We start from the raw sequence: 17,824 nt of genomic DNA on the forward strand, positions 1-17,824 counted from the left end.
GCGACGGCGGGTCGCCACCAGTTGTCAGAGGCCGGTGCACTGGCCTGACTTCGGGCCGCCGGTCGTGTTGGGTTGGCCCGCGTTGGTGGGTGCGGGGGAGTTGCCTGAGCAGGACAGTGGGCCGCTGATCTGGTTACCGGAGACAAGCGTTGGACCGGTGTTGTTCTGTACCACCAGCGGGCCGCCGATGGTGGCGTGGTCGATGGTCACTTGGCCTGCCGTGCCGGTGACCTTCACCGGGCCGCTGACCTTGGTGGGGGCGCATTCGCCATTGCCCAGCCAGACGCGGGTTGCGCCGGTGATGGTGACCGGGCCGGAGACAGTGGTGCCGCAGAGTAGGACGTTGGTTGCTCCGGACACTGTGACCGGGCCGCGGAATTCGGAGCCGGATGCGTAGATGCCGGCGCCGGCGGAGACGGTGACGGGTCCGGAGACCGTCGCGCCGTCGAAGCAGGCGATCCCTGAGGCGATCTTCAGTGGGCCGTTGTGGGTTCCGGAGAGCATCGTCGTACAGGCCGGTACGCCGGTGGCGACGAACGGTACGACCCAGGTCTGGCCAAGGCGGGTGTAGGTGACTGTGCCGTGGTAGATGCCGTCGGTCGGGTAGGTGTGGCTGCCGCTGACGGTCATCAGGCTTCGGCCCTGCCGTTGGCTCGCGAGGTAGTCGCGTGCTGTGATGGCGCCGGGCTCCGCGGCGGACCCGTCGCCCCAATCGATCGAGGCGGTGAACTCACCCGGTGGGATCGAGCCGGCGGCCAGGCGTCCGAGAGTTGCGTTGCTGAGCGTCCTGTCCACGCCGAAGCGGGTGGTCGTGCCCATCGCCTCGGGACTCCAGGCGACCTGCGCGATGGTTCCGTAGTTCACGTTGGCGAACGCCCATCGCGGACCGGCGACGCTCAGCCGCTGACGGTATGCGTCGTAGTCCTGGGTGAGCACCTTGGGCGACCAGGCCTTCTCAAGGATGCCGGCCAGCCGCGGGAAGACCATGTACTCGTTGTTGGCCAGGCCGCGCATCTGTTCACCCCAGATGGGCGCCTCGATGCCGATGATGTCGGCCGCCTTCGGTCCGCCGTACGCCGGTTGCGCCCAGACGTTGCGGTACTTCTCCCACACCCACTCGGGATCCCACGAGTACGACTTGTCGAGTTCCGTCCGCGGCGTGCGGCCGGGCGATCCGTCGTACCCGAAGTCGAGGTAGGCGTTCCATTCCGGTGTCGTGATGACCTGGCGGCCCTGGTTGAACCACTCCGGCTTGATCAGCGGGGGACCGCCGCCGGTGTAGTCCGACCAGTAGTGGTTGATGGACGTCGAGCCGGGTGCGTATCCCTCGATCGCCGGGTTCCAGCCCATCAGCCGCTTGCCGGCGTTGTCGACGATGGTCTCCATCTGCCCGATCCACCACTTGTAGTCCTCGTGGGGCATCCCGATGGCCTCGTCGCCGCCGATGTGGATGATCGGGGCGGGGGAGATGGCGGCGAGCTGCGCGATCGCGTCCCGCCAGAATGCGAGCGCCCGCTGGCTGGCCGGGTCGTTCGGGTTGGTGCAGAAGCGGTCGAGCTGGGTCTGGCCCTGGCAGCCCATGACAGCGACGCCGCCCAGTGACCTGACCGCCGCGTTGGCGTGGGCCGGGCCTTCGAGCTCAGGGACGATCTCGATGAAGCGGTCGGCGGCGTACTCGACCAGGCCCTTGAAGTCCTCTTGCGTGTAGAAACCGGCGATACACCCCGTTCCGTTGCAGCCGGTGCCGTCGAGGGCCGGGTAGCCCTTGATCTCCAGGCGCCAGGACTGGGAGTCGCTCAGGTGCAAATGCAGCCGGTTGCCCTTCAACGCCGCGAGCTGGTCGATCATGGACCGGATCTCCGCCACGGACAGGAAATTGCGGGCGGGGTCGAGCTGCAGTCCTCGATGCTCGTACCGCGGGTAGTCCAGCACTGTGCTGGGCTGGACCGTCCACGGTCCGGCGCCGGTAGCCGGCGAATTGATTGCCGCTGGCAACAGCTGGCGAAGACTCACGAAGCCGTTGAACAGTCCGTGTGGCTGCGGGGCGACGATCTTCACGCCAGCGCTGGATGCAGTGAGGGAGTACCCCTCGGCCGCCTTGTCCGCTGGGAGATCCGGTACCGCTCCAGTGCTCAACGCGATGTCGGCCGCCGTAGCCGAACCGGTCACCACGGGAAGCACGAACCCGGTCGCCGGCCGCAGGTACCCGGCGAGCACCTCAGCCGTCGCGGCGAGACCGGCGCTGGAAACGACGATCCGGGACTTGCCGGTGAGCTCCCAGGCCGGACCTGAACCGGCCGACTGCTTCACCGGTACGGGAATGATCTGCCCGACCACCGGCGCCGGCTTGGGCCCGGACCAGAGCTCGAACTCGTTCAGCGTGTACCCGACGGTGGATGTCGTGGCCAGCGCCTGCATCCGGACACACGAGACCGGATCCTGCTGGTCGATCACCTGCGAGTCCTTGTCCGCTGGATTCGCCACCTGCTTGACCGTCGTCCAGGTCTGGCAGTCGCCGTCCGTCGAGACCTGCAGCTCGTACTGCGACGGCTTGGCTGGCGAGGTCCACCGGCTGAAGACCTCGTAGACCGGCGCAGGCGTAGCCAGCTTGACCTGGAACCAGTCCTGAGCCGGGTCGTACCCACCACCGACCGACGCGTAGTTCGACGTCCACCCGTTGTGCACGAACACGTCGACCGCATTGGCCGGCGCGTAGGTCGCCGCGGGCGCTGTCATCCGTTGGGACTTGGCCGAGGCGACCGCCCCCGGCGCCAGCGCGAGGTTGACGCTTTCGGTGCTCGCGGGATCGGCGGCGGCCTGTCCTACTGTCACCGGAACCACCAGCCCCGCCGCTACCAGGGCGCCGACCATCAGGACAGGAAATCTCATGTCACTCCTCACCGGTGCAGGGCGGTGTCGCGGGTAACATCTTTCGCCCGTGTCAGCGGACTCGCAAGATCACCGGGAGCGGCGTGACAGTGCGTGCGGGATCGCGGCCAGGAGTTGCTGTGTGTAGGCGTGCTGAGGGTCGGTGAGGACGTCGTCGGTGGGGCCGTGTTCGACGATCCGGCCGCGGTACATGACGGCGACGGTGGTGGCGACGTAGCGGACGACGGCGAGGTTGTGCGAGATGAAGAGCATCGACAGGCCGAGCTGGAGTTGCAGGTCGCGGATCCGGTTGAGGACGGTGCCCTGGACGGAGACGTCGAGGGCGGAGGTGATCTCGTCGGCGATGACGACGTCAGGGCGTCCGGCGAGGGCCCGGGCCAGGGCGACCCGCTGGCGCTGACCACCTGATAGCTGGGACGGGAACTGGGTGGCCCGGGCGGGGTCGAGGTCGACGAGTTCGAGGAGGCGACTGACCTCGGTCTGGCGTTCGGCGCGGGGGCGGCGCGGCATCGTTTCGGCGATCGACTGGCCGATCGTCATCCGGGGGTTCAGGGAGGAGTACGGATCCTGGAAGACCAGTTGCAGCGGGCGCCGGGCAGCAGCCCGTACGTCGAGAGGCCGGCCGTCGAGCGTGATCCGCCCTGCCGTGAGCGGAGCCAGCCCGACGGCGGCGCGCGCGAGGGTGGATTTGCCCGAACCGGATTCACCGACCAGCCCGACGATCTCGCGACCGGGCACGGTCAGGCTCACGTCGTCGACCGCGGTCAGCGCCCGGCGGCCGTTGCCGTAGCGGACGGTGACATTCTCGAAGCGCAGCATCAGGCCCTCCCTGCCGCAACGGGCTGTGGGGTCACTTCGTAGGCGTGCCAGCAGGCGACGCGGCCGCCGTTGCCATCAGCAACCAACTCTGGATCGGCTTGACGGCACTGCCCGTCGGCCCGTGGGCAGCGCGACGCGAAAGCGCAACCGGTGGGCAGGTCGGCCAGGTCGGGCATCCGTCCTGGGATGACAGTGAGCGGCCGGTCGAGCGAGCTCTGCATGGTCGGAACAGCCTCCACCAGGGCACGGGTGTAGGGGTGCCGGGATCGATCCGCGAGATCCGCGGCCGGCAGGTCCTCGACGATGCGGCCGGCGTACATGACGAGCACCCGGTCGCAGACCGTGCCGACGATGCTGATGTCGTGGCTGATCAGGAGCAGCGCGACGTCGTCGGCGGTCCGGATGTCCTCGAGCAGTTGCAGAATCTGTTGCTGCACGGTGACGTCGAGGGCGGTGGTCGGCTCGTCGGCGATGATGAGCGCGGGTGTGCCCATCATGCCCATCCCGATCAGCGCGCGCTGCCGCATCCCGCCGGAGAACTCGTGCGGATACTGACCGGCTCGCCGCTCAGGGTGACTGAGCCGTACGGATCGCAGGCGGTCGATCGCCCGCGCGTAGGCGGCTTTGCGGGACAGACCGTCGTGCTCGCGCGGGCCCTCGGCGAGTTGGGCGCCGATTCGGCGTACCGGGTTCAGGGCGGTCATCGGGTCCTGGAACACCATGGCCAACGAGGTCCCGAGCAGTCGCCGGTGCGTGCCTTTCAAGAGATCCGTACCAAGGAAGCGCAGCCGGGTTGCGCCCACCTGGATGGGTTGCTCGACCAGTTGTGCGATCGCCAGCGCAGTCAGCGACTTGCCCGATCCCGACTCGCCGACCACGCCGAGTGCCTCGCCTCGCGCGATTCGCAGACTGACGCCGCGGACGGGCCGCAGACCACCGGGCAGCGTCACCGACAGCTCGCGGACGTCCAGCACCTCATCGCCATCAACAGCCGGTGGGCCGACCGGCGCAGGCGCTTCAGGGGCCCGCAGCAACCGATGAGTCGGGGTCGTCAGGCCGAGGCCCTTGGCCACGGCCTCGCCGAACAGGTTGAACGCCAGCCCCGCGATCACCACGGCGACTCCTGGCGCCAACGCGGCAGCAGGGGTGACATAGATGCCGTCGAGGCCGTCACCGAGCAGCCGGCCCCAGTCGTACTGCGGTGCCTGCACACCCAGACCCAGGAATGACAGGCCGGCGAAGGCGAGCAGCGCGCCACCGGCGCCGATGGTGGCGTTGACCACCAGGGGCTCCGCGATGTTGGGCAGGAGATGCCTTTGCAGGACCTTGAAGCGACCGACCCCGGCAGCGCGGGCGGCGGCCACGAAGTCGCGTTCGACCACCCCGGCGAGGAGGGTCTGCGTCAGGCGGGCGAACGACGGCGCGCCGGCCAGGCCGATGGCCAGCACCGCGCCCCGGGTGCCGACACCGAAGATGACCGCGAAGAACAGCGCCAGCAACAGCCCCGGGAAGGCGACCGCGAGGTTGACGAAGGCAACGGCCAGCCGGCCGAGGCGCGGGCCGACGAGCGCGGGCAATGTGCCTAGGGTCAGCCCGGCCACCACGGCGATCAGCGTGGCCAGCAACGCCAGTTGGATGGAGAGGCGGGTGGCGACAAGCACGCGGAGGAAGAGGTCGCGGCCCAGGTCGTCGGTGCCGACCCAGTGGCGGGCCGACACGCCTTCCAGCATTGCGCTGGTGTCGACGTGATCGGCTTGCGCGCCCCACAGGATCGGGGCGAGCGCGGCGACGGTCAGGACGGCGGCCAGTAGGAGGGTTGCTGTTGCGCCTAGCGGCGTACGTAGTACCGACATCCATCGACGCAGCATGGCTCAGCTCTCCCTGATGGTGGATCGGGGATCTAGAACCGCGAGGGCGACGTCGACGAGGAGGTTCACGATCAGTACTCCGAGGCCGTACACGAGCACGATGGCCTGGACGACGGGGTAGTCCCTGGCCAGGATCGAGCTGACCATCGTGGTCCCGAGGCCCGGCCAGGCGAACACGTTCTCCACCAGGACCGTGCCGGCGACCATCGCGCTCAGCAGGAGGCCGCCGAGGGTCAGCGTCGCCGTGAGGGTGTTCGGCAAGGCGTGCTTGAGGTAGACGGCGGCTGCGGGGAGACGCTTGGCCCGGGCGGTACGGACGTAGTCGGCCTGCAGTACGCCGAGCATCTCGACCCGCACGATCCGGCTGAGCACCGCGGCCGGGCCGATCGCCAGGGCGACCACCGGCAGCACATAGGACGCAGCCCCGGACCGACCCGCGACAGGAAGCCAGCCGAGGCTCACGCCGAAGACGTAGACCAGCCCGACCGCTACCAGGAACTCCGGCAGCGCGGCGAGCACGACGCTGATGCTGGTGAACGAGAGCTCGGCCCTGCGTGCCCGGCCGCCACGGGTCAGCACACCCATGAACACTCCGAGCGGGATCGAGACCGCCGCCGCCAGCAGAAACGCCAACACTGCGAGCGTGGCCGTGGTCGGCAGCCGCTGCCCGATCACCTGCGAGACCGGCAGGTTGGTCGTCAGAGCGGTGCCGAGGTCGCCGGTCAGCACGCCACGAACGTAGTGCACGTATTGCTCCCACAGTGGGTCGTTCAGCCCGAGAGCCTGCCGCTTGGCGGCGACCACCTCGGCCGTGGCAGTGGGTCCGAGCACGGTACGCACGGGATCGCCAGGCACGAGGTGGATCATCAGGAACGCCGCGGTCAGCAAAACCCAGACCGACACCACGATCCGCCCCAGCCGCCGCACCGCGAAGCGCACCCACGGGTTGTCGACCAACGCGCCTGCCGGCACGGTCTCGAGGCTTGTCATCAGCTGGCCAGCATCCGGATGCTCGTCGGCACCAGGCCGCCGAGGTTCTCGAACTGCGCACCCTTGCCGAAGGTCTGGATCACGTCGTTGGCGAACGGGACGACATCGACGTCACCGACGAGCTTCGCCTCGGCCTTCAGCCAGCTGTCACAGCTGTCCGCGCCCTGCAGCTTCGCCGCCGCAGCGGCCGCGGTGGAGTACGCCGCATTCTCGATGTGGCCGAAGTTCGTGCCGTTGGGCGGGACCGGGCCGGAGACGAAGGGCACGAGCTGGTCGGGTGAGCTCGCGCCGACGCCGACCCACGCGATGTCCCAGTCGCCGGTCCCGAACAGGGCGCCGTTGATCGCGGACGTGTCCTGCGGCTTCGAGGTGATCTTGACCCCGAGCTCCGTCCACGTCTTGGTGGCCAGCTCGGCGGCTGCCGAGATCCCGGTTCCGAACGCGGTGTTGAACGACAACGTGAGAGCCAGTGGCTTGCCTGCCTTCGCCCGTACGCCGTCAGCGCCGGCGACCCAACCGGCCTTGTCCAGCAGCTGCTTGGCCTTCTCCAGGTCGTGCCAGGGCAGAACGCTGCCGACCGAGTCGCCCTGGCAGGCCAGCGGCACGACGGACGAGAGCGTGGTCGGCGGCGTACCGGCTCCAGAGGTCAGTACCTTGGCCAGCTGGGTGAGGTCGACCGCGCGGGTCAATGCCTCGCGAACCGACTGATCGGCAGCTGGACGTCCGGGCGCTTGGTTGAACCACATCTCGCCGACGAGCAGCGGCATCTTCGCGGTGAACAGGTTCGCCGCCTGCAACCGTTTGACGTCCGGGCCGATCAGGGTGGCGGCGTTGAGACCACCCGAGAGCAGGAGGTTGGCGGCCGTCGTGGGGTTCGGGATGATCTTGGCGATCACCTTCTGCGGCAGGCCTTTGGTCGCCGTACTGAGTCCGTTCGGACCCCAGGTGTAGCCGTCCCGCTTGGTGAAGACGTACTGGTCGTTGGCGGCCACCGAGGTCAAGGTGTACGGACCCGTGCCGACCATGCCCTGCGCCAACGCCTTGCGGTCCTGCAGGCCCTTGCCGCAGACCATCGGGAGGCGCGCGAGACCGTTGAGGACGAACGAGCCGACGCGCGGCGCCGTCATCGTCACGGTGCCCGCTGTGTCGTCCGCGGTCGCCTTGGTGCCGGCCGGGAGGTACACGCCGAGCAGGGGGCTCTTGTTCTTCGGGTCCGCGACCCAGGCGAGGTTCGTGGCCACGTTGGCCGCCGTGAACGGCGTACCGTCCGAGCAGGTGACGCCCTTCTTCAAGGTCAGCTTGACCTGGTTGCCCTCGACCGCCCACGCCGTCGCGAGGCCGGGCAGGATCTTGCCGTTGGCATCGATCTGGACCAGCGGGTCGTAGCCGAAGCGGCCGAGCTGCTGGACCCAGCTGTTGGCCGCGGCCTGCGGGTCGAGGTTGCCCGGATCGGCGTCGATGTTGAAGGTGAAGGTCGCGCCGTCGGTCAGCGCCTGGCTCTCGGCGGCGGGACTCGCGCCACCGCAGCCCGAGGCGACCAGCACCGCCGCGCAGACGGCAGCGGGTGCAGCAATTCTTCTCATGGTGTCTCCGTAGCGGGACAGGCTGGTCGTCACTGACTCCAGCAGGGTGGGTGTACGTCGTCCCACAGGGCGGCACTCTCGAGTTGCGCGGCCAGCGCGAGGAGCTCGAGATCGTGGCGAGGACGGCCGACGAGCTGGACGCCGTACGGCAGCCCGTCGTGATCGAGATGGGAAGGCAGCGCGACCGCGGGCTGGCCGGTCAGGTTGGCCCACGGCGTGTAGACCGACCACTCCAGCATCAGGTCGATGATCGCTTCGACCCCGGCGGAGTCGAAGTGTCCGAGCGGGACCGGGGGACCGCTGGTCACCGGAGTGAGAGCGACGTCGGCCTGCTCGAAGACGGCAAGGTAGGAACTGGCCGACCGCGCCATGATCGCCTGCGTGGTCAGCACCTCGGCGCCGGACAGTTGCGCGCCGATGTCGTCGAGGAACAGCGTGTACGGCGTGAGCAGCCCTTTGCGATCCGTGGGGACCAGGGACTCGACGACGAGGTTGACGAGGTAGCCGAAGTGCCTGCGCATCGCATCGCGGAGCTGCTCGTCCCAGATGGAGGGGAGCGGGACCTCCTGTACGTCGTGGCCCAGCTCTTCCAGTAGCGCGGCGGTCCGCTTCACGGCCCGGACTGTTTCCGGGTGCGGAGTGACACCGTCCAGCCCGGTCTCGGTCCAGACGGCAACGCGCAAGGGCCGCGGTGGCTGGGAGATGACGTCTGTGAACAGCTGCTCCGGTCGCCAGCCGTGCAGGTCTCCGCTCGACGGCTGGGCCATCACGTCGAGCAGGAGCGCGGCGTCCGCGACGGTCCTCGCCAGCGGGCCTTCGATCGTGGTCGGGAAGAAGGAGCCGGGTGGGACGTTGGGGGTGACCAGGCCGAGGCTCGGCTTCATGCCGACGAGATGGCAGGTCGTGGCGGGCGTGCGGATCGAGCCGGCGCCGTCGCTGGCGTGCGCGACCGGTAGCAGTCCGGCCGCGACCGCTGCGGCCGCACCGCCACTCGAGCCGCTCGCGTAGCGCGTCAGGTCGTACGGCGTGACCGACGGCTTCGCTGTCACCGCGTTCTCGGTGTAGCAGGTGCTGCCGAACTCGGGGGTGTTGGTCTTGCCGAGGAGGATCGCGCCGGCCTGTCGCAACAGCCCGGTGGTCCAGCCGTCGACGTCGGGGACTGTGTCGGACAGGGCGGCGGATCCGAAGGTCGTGCGTACCCCGGCGGTCGCGAAGAGATCCTTGATCCCTAGGGGCAGGCCGAGTAACGGCGACCACTCGCCTTCGGCGATTCGCTTGTCGGCTTGCGCGGCCTCCTCGATCGCGAGCTCCGCGGTGACGGTGGTGAACGCGCCGAGCTCGTCGTCGTGGTCGGCGATCCGGTCCAGGTAGTGGGCGGTCAGCTCGCGGGAGCTCAGCTCGCCGGCGCGGAGCGCGGCCAGTTGCGCCGTCGCGGTCAGGTCGTGCAGGGCGTCGGTCAACCCCTTCACCTCATTTCGCTACGGTGCGGAGTTGAATTGCTTGCGGGCAGTGGTCAGGACCTCGACGATCGCGGCGTGGGTCGCTGCCGGGTCTTCTTGCGGAATCAGGTGCCCGACGCCGTCGAGGATTTCCACCCGCCCGCTGGGGATCGCGGCCATCAACTCCCCGGCGGCTCGGTTGAAGGCCGGCCGGCGCTTCTTCATGCCTCGGTCGACGCGCCCTGCCTGCAAGCAGATCGTGGGCACGTCTGGCGTGCCGGCCGCTTCCAGCCGGCGCATGGTGCGGAGGGCCGGTACAACCTGCTGGGCCTCGCGGCGTCCGGCGCGCATAGCCCGTGGGTTCGCGTAGTCGCGGACGATGATCTCCCGCTCGGCCGGGCTGAGGTCGGGGGACCAGTGCGGCAGGGTCTGCTTGACGATCAGCCCTTTGCCGCCCAGCCGGGCGAGCAGTTCCATCACGGCGAACGACCTCGCCAGCAGCTTGCCGTCGCCCTCGGGCATCACCTCGACGATCGTCGCGTCGACGAAGACGATGCCTGCGACGCGCTCGGGCCGACGTTCACAGAACAGCCGCAGGATCGGGCCGCCCCAGCTGTGCCCGACCAGGACCAGCGGCCCTGGTTCGTTGCGGAGCAGTACTTCGAGATCGTCGACGATCCGCTCGAGCGTGCGATCGGCAGGGTCGACATCGCTCCCGCCGTAGCCGGCGCGGTCGTACGACAGCGTGCGCGCGTGGGTGGCGAGCCGGCGTTGGGTGTGGACCCAGCTCGCGGCCGGCGCGCTCATACCGGCTTCGAACACCACGAGTGGGCCGTCGCCGGTGCCGGCCGTGATCGCCCGTAGACGGCGGCCGTCGGGAAGTACGGCGTACTGCTCGGTCAGCCCGTCGCCGGGGTGGAGATGCTCAGCAGGCATGGTGATCTGACCTCTCGATCGGTACGGCTCAACGGGGGAGCCGGGCTGTGTTGGTCAGCACCTGGTGGGCGACGGTGGCGACGGAGTCGAGGAATTCCGGAGTGAGCGGCTGGCGGGCCGCGATGCGGCGGTGCATCAACGGGCCTTCAACGAGATCACCGGCGAGCGCGCGGTCCGTGGTGGCGGCGATCTCGCCGCGCTCGATGGCCCGGGCGAGCGCGCGGCCCAGCGGGACGCCACGCCCTTCGGCCATGGTCCGGAAGGCCAGCTCGGCATCGGGATCGCGCTGCAGGTCGGCGAGCAGGCCGACGACCCCGTCGATCCACGGCGCCGACCAGGATTTCGCGAACTCGCCGATGATCGCGCGCAGGTCGCTCAGCAACGAGCCGGTGTCCGGATCGATGATCGGGGGGAGGTGCTCGGTCAGCGTCTCGACGACCAGTTGCGCCTTGGTGGACCAGCGGCGGTAGACGTCTGTGCGGTGCGCGCCGGCCTGGTTGGCCACCTCGGCCAGAGTCAATGCGTCGTAGCCGCGCTCGGTCAGCAGCTCCCAGGTTGCCAGAAGCAACCGCTGCTCGAGTTCGGGGTTCCGGGGACGTCCTGCCATGGTTACACTCCATTACGCTACGCCGTGCAGTGGAATCACTGTAGGGGCTTCTGCCGCAGGGCGCAATGAATCTCTCCAGAGGAGCCTTCGATGTACCTGACCCAAGGGCTGCACCGGGCCGTCCAGCAGCAGCCGGACGCGGTGATGACGATCTGCGGCGAGCGACGGCGTACCTTCGCCGAGGTGGCCGAGCGGGTGTCCCGGCTGGCCGGTGCCCTGCAGGGGCTGGGCGTGCGGTCGCGCGACCGGGTGGGGATTCTCGCGCTCAATTCCGACCGGTACCACGAGTACCTGCTGGCCGTGCCGTGGGCCGGTGCTGTGCTCAACCCGGTCAACATCCGGTGGAGTCCGGCCGAGATCGCCTATTCGCTGGCGGACTGCGACACCCGGGTACTCTTCGTCGACGAGGCCTTCGTGCCTTCGCTGCCGACGCTGTACTCGGCGGTGCCTGGCTTGCGTACGGTGATCTATCTGGGGGAGGGGCCTGCGCCGGACGGCACGCTGGACTACGAGTCGCTGATCGCGGGCGCGCAGCCGGTCGCCGACACGTGCCTCGGCGGCGATGCGCTGGCCGGCGTCTTCTACACGGGCGGTACGACCGGGTCACCCAAGGGCGTGATGCTCTCGCACACGAACCTGGCGACGTCGTGGCTCGGGTCAGCCGCGACCGGCTGCTTGCCGACTCGCGCGTCCCGGTCATTGCACTGCGCGCCGATGTTCCACCTGGCTGCCCTTGCGGTGTGGGGTTCGACACTGCTGCTGGGTGGAAGCCATGTCTTCGTGCCGAGCTTCAAGACCGAGAGCGTCTTCGAGGCGATCGCCGCTCATCGGGTCACCGACGTCCTCGTCGTACCGACGATGATCCAGTTGCTCGTCGATGATCCCCGGATCGGCGAGTACGACCTGACGAGCCTGCGTGCCGTCCTGTACGGCGCGTCGCCGATCCCGGCGGCGGTGCTGGAGCGGGCGATGCGCCGGCTCCCGGCTGCGAGCTTCACGCAGGCCTACGGACTGACCGAGACCGCGCCGATCGTCACCGTCCTGACCCCGGACGACCACCGCAACGGCCTGCTCAGGTCGGCCGGCCAGGCCGCGCCGCACTCGGAGCTGCGGATCGTCGATGCCGATAGCAACCAGGTGCCCACGGCAACGATCGGGGAGATCACCGTTCGCGGCGACCACCTGATGGCCGGCTACTGGGGCAAGCCGGCCGAGACCGCCGCGGTGCTGCGCAACGGCTGGCTGCACACCGGCGATGCCGGCTATCTCGACGACCAGGGCTATCTCTACATCGTCGACCGCCTGAAGGACATGATCGTCACCGGCGGCGAGAACGTGTACTCGGCCGAGGTCGAGAACGCCATCGCACGCCACCCCGCGGTCGCCCAGTGCGCGGTCATCGGCGTCCCCGACACCGAGTGGGGCGAGCGCGTGCACGCCGTCGTCGTACCGGCGCCCGGCCAAACCCCGACCCTCGAGGACCTGCGTGAACACACCAAGACCTTCATCGCCGGCTACAAGGCCCCCCGCAGCCTGGACCTCGTCGAAGCCCTCCCCGTCTCCGGCGCCGGCAAGATCCTCAAACGAGAACTCCGCAGGTCCTACTGGTCCGGCGACACCCGCCAGGTCCACTGAAGATCGAGGTATTGACTGGAAACAATCTTTATATATGGTTGCTTCTTAATAATTGAACAACTGCCCGGAGGCACCCATGATCCGCCCCAGATCACGTGTTCTGCTCGCTGTCTTCGCCCTCCTCGCTCTGCTGGTTCCGTTCACTGCCGCGCCCCCGGCGACAGCGGCGGGATCGGTCACCGCGGCCTACGCGCTGACCGGTGAATGGGACGGCAACTTCCAAGTCGCCTACACCGTCACCAACGGCACTGCCGCCACCATCAGCAGTTGGCGGGTCGAGTTCGATCTCGCGACCGGAACGAACATCACCAGCTCGTGGGATTCGGTCGTCACTCGGACCGGGAACCACATCGTGGCCGCCAATGCGAGCTGGAATGCGCCGCTTGCCGCTGGGCAGTCCGCCACCTTCGGGTTCATCGCCAAGGGACCCGCTCGTCCGACGAACTGCAGGGTGAACGGTGGGCTCTGCGCGGGCGGTGCGGGTGACACCAGCGCGCCGACCGCTCCGGCGAACTTCCGGGTCACTGGGACAAGTACCAGCACGGTGTCCTTGGCCTGGAACGCATCGACGGACAACATCGGCGTCACCGGGTACGACGTCTACTCGGGCAGCACGCAACTGATCAGCACGGATCTGACCACCGGTACGGTCGGTGGACTCAACCCGGGAACGGCGTACACGTTCACAGTCAAGGCGCATGATGCCGCCGGGAACTCGTCGCCGGCCAGCAATACGGTCAGCGCGACGACCGTGTCCGGACCGGCCGGGTCGCTGGTACCGGTCGCGCCGTACGTCGACATGGGCGCCTGGCCGACGCCGTCGCTCACCGCGATGGCCACCGCCGGCAATCTGCGCTCGTTCACGCTCGGCTTCATCACCGGCAGCGGTGGCTGCAAGGCGAGCTGGTTCGGGGCGTACGACCCCAGGACGGCCTGGAGCAAGGACCAGATCGACGCGATCCGGGCCCGGGGCGGCGACGTCAAGATCTCCTTCGGTGGTGCGGCCGGTAGCGAACTCGCCCAGGTCTGCCCGACACCGCAGGCAACCGCAACGGAGTACCAGGCGGTCGTCGATGCGTACCAGCTGCGCTACCTGGACCTGGACATCGAAGGCGGCGCGGTGGCGGACCCGGTCTCGATCGCCCGCCGCTCGCAGGCGCTGTCCATCCTGCAGAGCAACCGGCCGGGGCTGAAGATCTCGCTGACGCTGCCGGTGCTGCCCGAAGGCCTCGACGGGAACGGTTTCGCCGTCCTGAAGTCGGCCCGCGACAACGGCATCAACCTCGACGTCGTGAACATCATGGCGATGGACTACAACCGCTCGTCCGGCAACTACGGCGACTTCGCCGTACAGGCCGCGCAGAGCACCTTCAACCAGATCAAGTCGCTGTGGCCGTCCCTCACCGACGCCCAGGCCTGGCTCAAGGTCGGCGTCACCCCGATGCTCGGCCGCAACGACGACGGCGGCACGTTCAACCAGACCCACTCCACCCAACTGGTCGACTTCGCCCGCACCAAGCACCTCGGCATGCTCTCCTTCTGGGAGATGACCCGAGACCGCAACGCCTGCAACGGATCCCTCGTCAACTGCACCAACGTCCCGCAGACGCCGTACCAGTTCAGCCAGATCTTCGCCGGCTACACCGGCTGAGCCGAGCCGCTGTTGAGCGGGTTTGTCCACAGAGCCGCAACGACAAACCCGCTCACCGGGCGTAGCCTGCATGAGCACCGGTTCGGCGCTGAACGAGTAGCGGAGGTGGTGGCTTCATGCTGGCCCAACTGGCGACGGCCGATGTGAACGCACCCTGGAACGGGCACGACACCCGGGTCCTGATCGTCGCGGTCCTGGGGATCGCGTTGATCGTGCTGCTGATCGTGGGGGTCAAGCTGCACGCCTTCCTCGCGCTGACGATCGGTTCGCTGTTCGTCGGGCTGGCCTCGGGGATCGGGGCCGGTGGGGTGACGAAGTCGTTCGAGAACGGCGTCGGTGGTGTTCTCGGGTACGTCGGTGTGCTGATCGCGCTCGGCGCCATGCTCGGCAAGCTGCTCGCCGACTCCGGCGGCGCCGACAAGGTGGTGGACACCTTGCTCCGCGGCCGGGCCGCGACGCTGCCGTGGAAGATGGCGCTGATCGCGGGGATCATCGGGATCCCGATGTTCTTCGAGATCGGGCTGGTCCTGTTGATCCCGATCGTGATGCTCGCCGTCCGGCGCTCGGGCGGGAAGGCCATGCTGCTGGGGATTCCTGCCCTGGCAGGTCTCTCGGTCCTGCACGGTTTCGTACCGCCGCACCCCGGTCCGCTGGCTGCGATCGGCATCCTGCACGGCAACGTCGGCATCACCTTGGCGCTCGGCCTGCTGGTCGCGATTCCCTCGGTCGCGGTGGCGGGTCCGCTGTTCGGCCGGTTCGCCGCCCAATGGGTGCCGATCGGTGCTTCCGGCGCTGCTCTCGCGGTGACCGGCGGGTCCGAGCGCGGCGACGGCGAGGTGCGGGACACCGGAGGAGCGGCGGCCGGCGGCGCGCAGGATCCGAACGCGACCCGCAGCCCCACCTTCACCTGGACGCTCATCACGGTGTTGTCGCCCGTGGTACTGATGCTGCTCAAGGCCGCCGCCGACGTCTGGATGAGCAAGGACGCGGCGCTGTTCCCCTTCCTCGAGTTCATCGGCGATCCGGTGGTGGCGTTGCTGATCGCCGTACTGCTGGCCATGTACACGTTCGGCACCGCGGTCGGTTTCAGTGTTTCCGTCCTGAGCAGGAAGATCGGCGAGAGCCTGTTCCCGATCGTCGGCGTGTTGCTGATCGTCGGCGCGGGTGGCGGCTTCAAGCAGGTCCTGGTCGACGGCGGGACCGGTACGGCGATCGCGAAGATCGCCGTGGCCGCCAGCTTGTCCGCCCTCGTGCTCGGCTGGATGGTCGCCGTCCTGATCCGGCTGGCCACCGGCTCCGCGACGGTCGCCACCGTGACGGCGGCCGGCATCGTGGCCCCACTCGCCGCCGGCCTGAGCGACCCGAACCTGTCGCTGGTCGTACTCGCCATCGGCGCCGGCTCGCTGTTCTTCTCCCACGTCAACGACGCCGGCTTCTGGCTCGTCAAGGAGTACTTCGGCCTGACGGTCGGCCAGACCATCAAGACCTGGTCCGTGATGGAGACCATCATCTCCGTCATGGGCCTCGGCCTGACCCTGCTCCTGTCCCTGGTCTTCTAGCCGGCCGACCGCGGCCGCGGCGCCAGGACGTCTGCCCTGGCTCGCCATACGTATGACGCTTGCCTCTGTTGCCGTATCTGCGACAGTGGGGCCGGCGGGTGCCGTCGTGTGCTTGACCGGGCGGTCAGTCAGGATGACACTGGGGTTGATCGGCCCGCCTACGGAGCGACGGACCCACAGGTGGAAAGGTGGTCGGTCCGGATGAAAAGATGGACCCACCCGCAGGACTTCATCGCATTGCTCGCAGGGATCTACGCCTTCTTGTCGCCGATCTGGACGACGACGACGAGCAAGGCCACCACGACGATGATCGTGCTCGGCATCCTGACCGCGGGGATCGCGGCCGTGGAGCTCGCCCGGCCGGACCTGTTGCCGGCCGAGGGCGCAACCGCGTTGCTGGGTGTGCTGTTCTTCATCTCGCCTTGGGTGATGGACTTCAGCGGGACTCATCCGATGGCCTGGACGGCCTGGATCGTCGGCGCCGTCGTCTTCTTGATCGGTGTGGCGGACCTGCAGATCACCAGATCGCACCGCGGGGCCGCCACCACATCCTGACGACACGTTTACCAGTCCGGCCCCGAGAGGATCTGCGATGGTCGGAGATCGGTCGGTGGGGCGTCGGTCTCGCCGGGTGGGCAAAGCCGCACCCGGTGAGGCCGACGCGGCCCGGACGAGGATCCTCGACGCCGCCGAGGACCTGTTCGCCGAGGACGGTTTCGACGCCACCCCGACCAAGCTTCTGGCCGACCGGGCAGGAGTGGCGAAAGGGCTGTTGTTCTATTACTTCCCGAGAAAGCTGGACGTACTGCGGACGCTGTTCGCCGAGCGCCTGCCGTCGCACCCGTTGTGCGCGGTCGGTGGCTTGGCGGTTGCTGGTGACGTACCAGGCTCGCTTGTGCGGCTGGCCCGCGAGTTCGAGCACGGCCGGCAGAAGTCGCCGGTACTACGGACGATCCTTTTCCGTGAGGCGAACACCCATGTCGAGGTGCGGGGCCATCTGCATGGTCTGCACGCCGGGCTGATGGACCTGACCGAGCGGGTCCTCGACGCGGCCAGCCCGTTCGTGCTCGATCACCGGATGCGCCGCCAGGCCGCGGACACCTACGTGGCGGTCCTGCTGCACGAAGCCAATGCTCTGCGCTGTGACGGTCCGCTCCCGGACGTCAGTGCCGCGGCCGACATCGTCGCCCTCGCGCTGAGCAGCGGTCAGCCGTCGTTGGGCGGGGAGTCCTGATCGGCCCCGGTGTTGCGTTCCAGGTTCTCGACTCGGCCCTGGTCCTCACCGGCGTCCAGCAGGTCGTCCCGCCCGGCCCCGCTGTCCGGGTACTCCATCAACGCGACGGCCGGATGGTGCAGGTCGAAGGCAGGACTCTCGGACCGGATCCGCGGTAGCTTCTCGAAGTTGTGTCGCGGGGGAGGGGAGCTGGTTGCCCACTCCAGCGAGCGGCCCCAGCCCCAGGGGTCGTCGACTCCGACGAGTGGCGACTTGCGCGACTTGTAGATGTTGTAGAAGAACGGCAACATCGACAGGCCCAGAAGCGCCGCGCCGACCGTCGATACCTGGTTCAGGGTGGTGAAGCCGTCGTCTGCCCTGTACGTCGCGTAGCGGCGCGGCATGCCCTCGACACCTAGCCAGTGCTGCACCAGGAAGGTCGTGTGGAAGCCGATGAACAGCAGCCAGAAGTGCAGCTTGCCGAGCGTCTCGTCGAGCATCCGGCCCGTGAACTTGGGCCACCAGAAGTAGAAGCCCGCGAACATCGCGAACACGACGGTGCCGAAGACGACGTAGTGGAAGTGCGCGACCACGAAGTACGAGTCGGACAGCTGGTAGTCCAGCGCGGGCGAGGC

Annotated in this window: 14 protein-coding genes; 5 read left to right on the plus strand and 9 right to left on the minus strand. The window is 68.5% G+C overall.

What is annotated here, in order from left to right; all coding sequences use genetic code 11:
• Positions 1 to 24: 24 nt before the first annotated feature.
• The 8 genes from ABD768_RS42130 to ABD768_RS42165 all read right to left on the minus strand — a co-directional run bounded on the left by ABD768_RS42130 (position 25) and on the right by ABD768_RS42165 (position 11,131).
• The gene (locus tag ABD768_RS42130) at positions 25 to 2,889 is read right to left on the minus strand and encodes a family 20 glycosylhydrolase (protein ID WP_344850475.1); all 2,865 of its coding nucleotides are present in this window, start codon (positions 2,887 to 2,889) and stop codon (positions 25 to 27) included.
• 69 nt (positions 2,890 to 2,958) lie between these two features.
• Positions 2,959 to 3,708, minus strand: coding sequence for an ABC transporter ATP-binding protein (locus ABD768_RS42135; protein WP_344850478.1), 750 nt, complete (start codon positions 3,706 to 3,708; stop codon positions 2,959 to 2,961).
• Positions 3,708 to 5,576, minus strand: coding sequence for a dipeptide/oligopeptide/nickel ABC transporter permease/ATP-binding protein (locus ABD768_RS42140; protein WP_344850480.1), 1,869 nt, complete (start codon positions 5,574 to 5,576; stop codon positions 3,708 to 3,710). Before ABD768_RS42140 ends, ABD768_RS42135 begins: the two co-directional genes overlap by 1 nt.
• A gap of 3 nt (positions 5,577 to 5,579) precedes the next feature.
• Positions 5,580 to 6,566, minus strand: coding sequence for an ABC transporter permease (locus tag ABD768_RS42145; RefSeq protein WP_344850482.1), 987 nt, complete (start codon positions 6,564 to 6,566; stop codon positions 5,580 to 5,582).
• On the minus strand, positions 6,566 to 8,149 hold the full coding sequence (locus tag ABD768_RS42150) for an ABC transporter substrate-binding protein (protein WP_344850484.1): 1,584 nt from the start codon (positions 8,147 to 8,149) through the stop codon (positions 6,566 to 6,568). The genes ABD768_RS42145 and ABD768_RS42150 overlap by 1 nt, the downstream gene beginning before the upstream one ends.
• Positions 8,150 to 8,178: 29 nt before the next feature.
• On the minus strand, positions 8,179 to 9,609 hold the full coding sequence (locus ABD768_RS42155; RefSeq protein ID WP_344850486.1) for an amidase: 1,431 nt from the start codon (positions 9,607 to 9,609) through the stop codon (positions 8,179 to 8,181).
• An 18-nt stretch (positions 9,610 to 9,627) separates the two neighbouring features.
• Entirely contained in the window at positions 9,628 to 10,524 is an 897-nt protein-coding gene (locus ABD768_RS42160; RefSeq protein WP_344850488.1) for an alpha/beta fold hydrolase, read from the minus strand.
• 28 nt (positions 10,525 to 10,552) lie between these two features.
• Positions 10,553 to 11,131, minus strand: a complete 579-nt coding sequence (locus tag ABD768_RS42165) for a TetR/AcrR family transcriptional regulator (protein WP_343965176.1) — start codon at positions 11,129 to 11,131, stop codon at positions 10,553 to 10,555.
• Positions 11,132 to 11,221: 90 nt separating this feature from the next.
• Here ABD768_RS42165 and ABD768_RS42170 point away from each other — a divergent pair, with 90 nt between their 5' ends.
• From ABD768_RS42170 to ABD768_RS42190, 5 genes are all read left to right on the plus strand, one after another.
• Positions 11,222 to 12,766, plus strand: coding sequence for a long-chain-fatty-acid--CoA ligase (locus ABD768_RS42170; protein WP_344850491.1), 1,545 nt, complete (start codon positions 11,222 to 11,224; stop codon positions 12,764 to 12,766).
• A 76-nt stretch (positions 12,767 to 12,842) separates the two neighbouring features.
• Complete coding sequence (locus ABD768_RS42175; protein ID WP_344850493.1) at positions 12,843 to 14,417, plus strand: cellulose binding domain-containing protein; 1,575 nt, start codon at positions 12,843 to 12,845, stop codon at positions 14,415 to 14,417.
• Between the two features lie 116 nt (positions 14,418 to 14,533).
• Positions 14,534 to 15,976: a GntT/GntP/DsdX family permease gene (locus tag ABD768_RS42180; protein ID WP_343965170.1), complete on the plus strand. Its 1,443-nt coding sequence runs from the start codon at positions 14,534 to 14,536 to the stop codon at positions 15,974 to 15,976.
• Positions 15,977 to 16,177: 201 nt separating this feature from the next.
• A complete protein-coding gene (locus tag ABD768_RS42185; protein ID WP_343965168.1) occupies positions 16,178 to 16,531 on the plus strand; it encodes an SPW repeat protein in 354 nt (117 codons plus the stop codon).
• A 37-nt stretch (positions 16,532 to 16,568) separates the two neighbouring features.
• On the plus strand, positions 16,569 to 17,210 hold the full coding sequence (locus ABD768_RS42190; RefSeq protein ID WP_344850496.1) for a TetR/AcrR family transcriptional regulator: 642 nt from the start codon (positions 16,569 to 16,571) through the stop codon (positions 17,208 to 17,210).
• Here the strand turns inward: ABD768_RS42190 and ABD768_RS42195 are convergent.
• Positions 17,183 to 17,824: cytochrome c oxidase subunit I (locus ABD768_RS42195; RefSeq protein WP_344850497.1), on the minus strand; the 642-nt coding region annotated here is incomplete at its 5' end. The genes ABD768_RS42190 and ABD768_RS42195 overlap by 28 nt on opposite strands.

This window comes from Kribbella ginsengisoli, from assembly GCF_039537185.1.
Lineage (GTDB): Bacteria > Actinomycetota > Actinomycetes > Propionibacteriales > Kribbellaceae > Kribbella > Kribbella koreensis.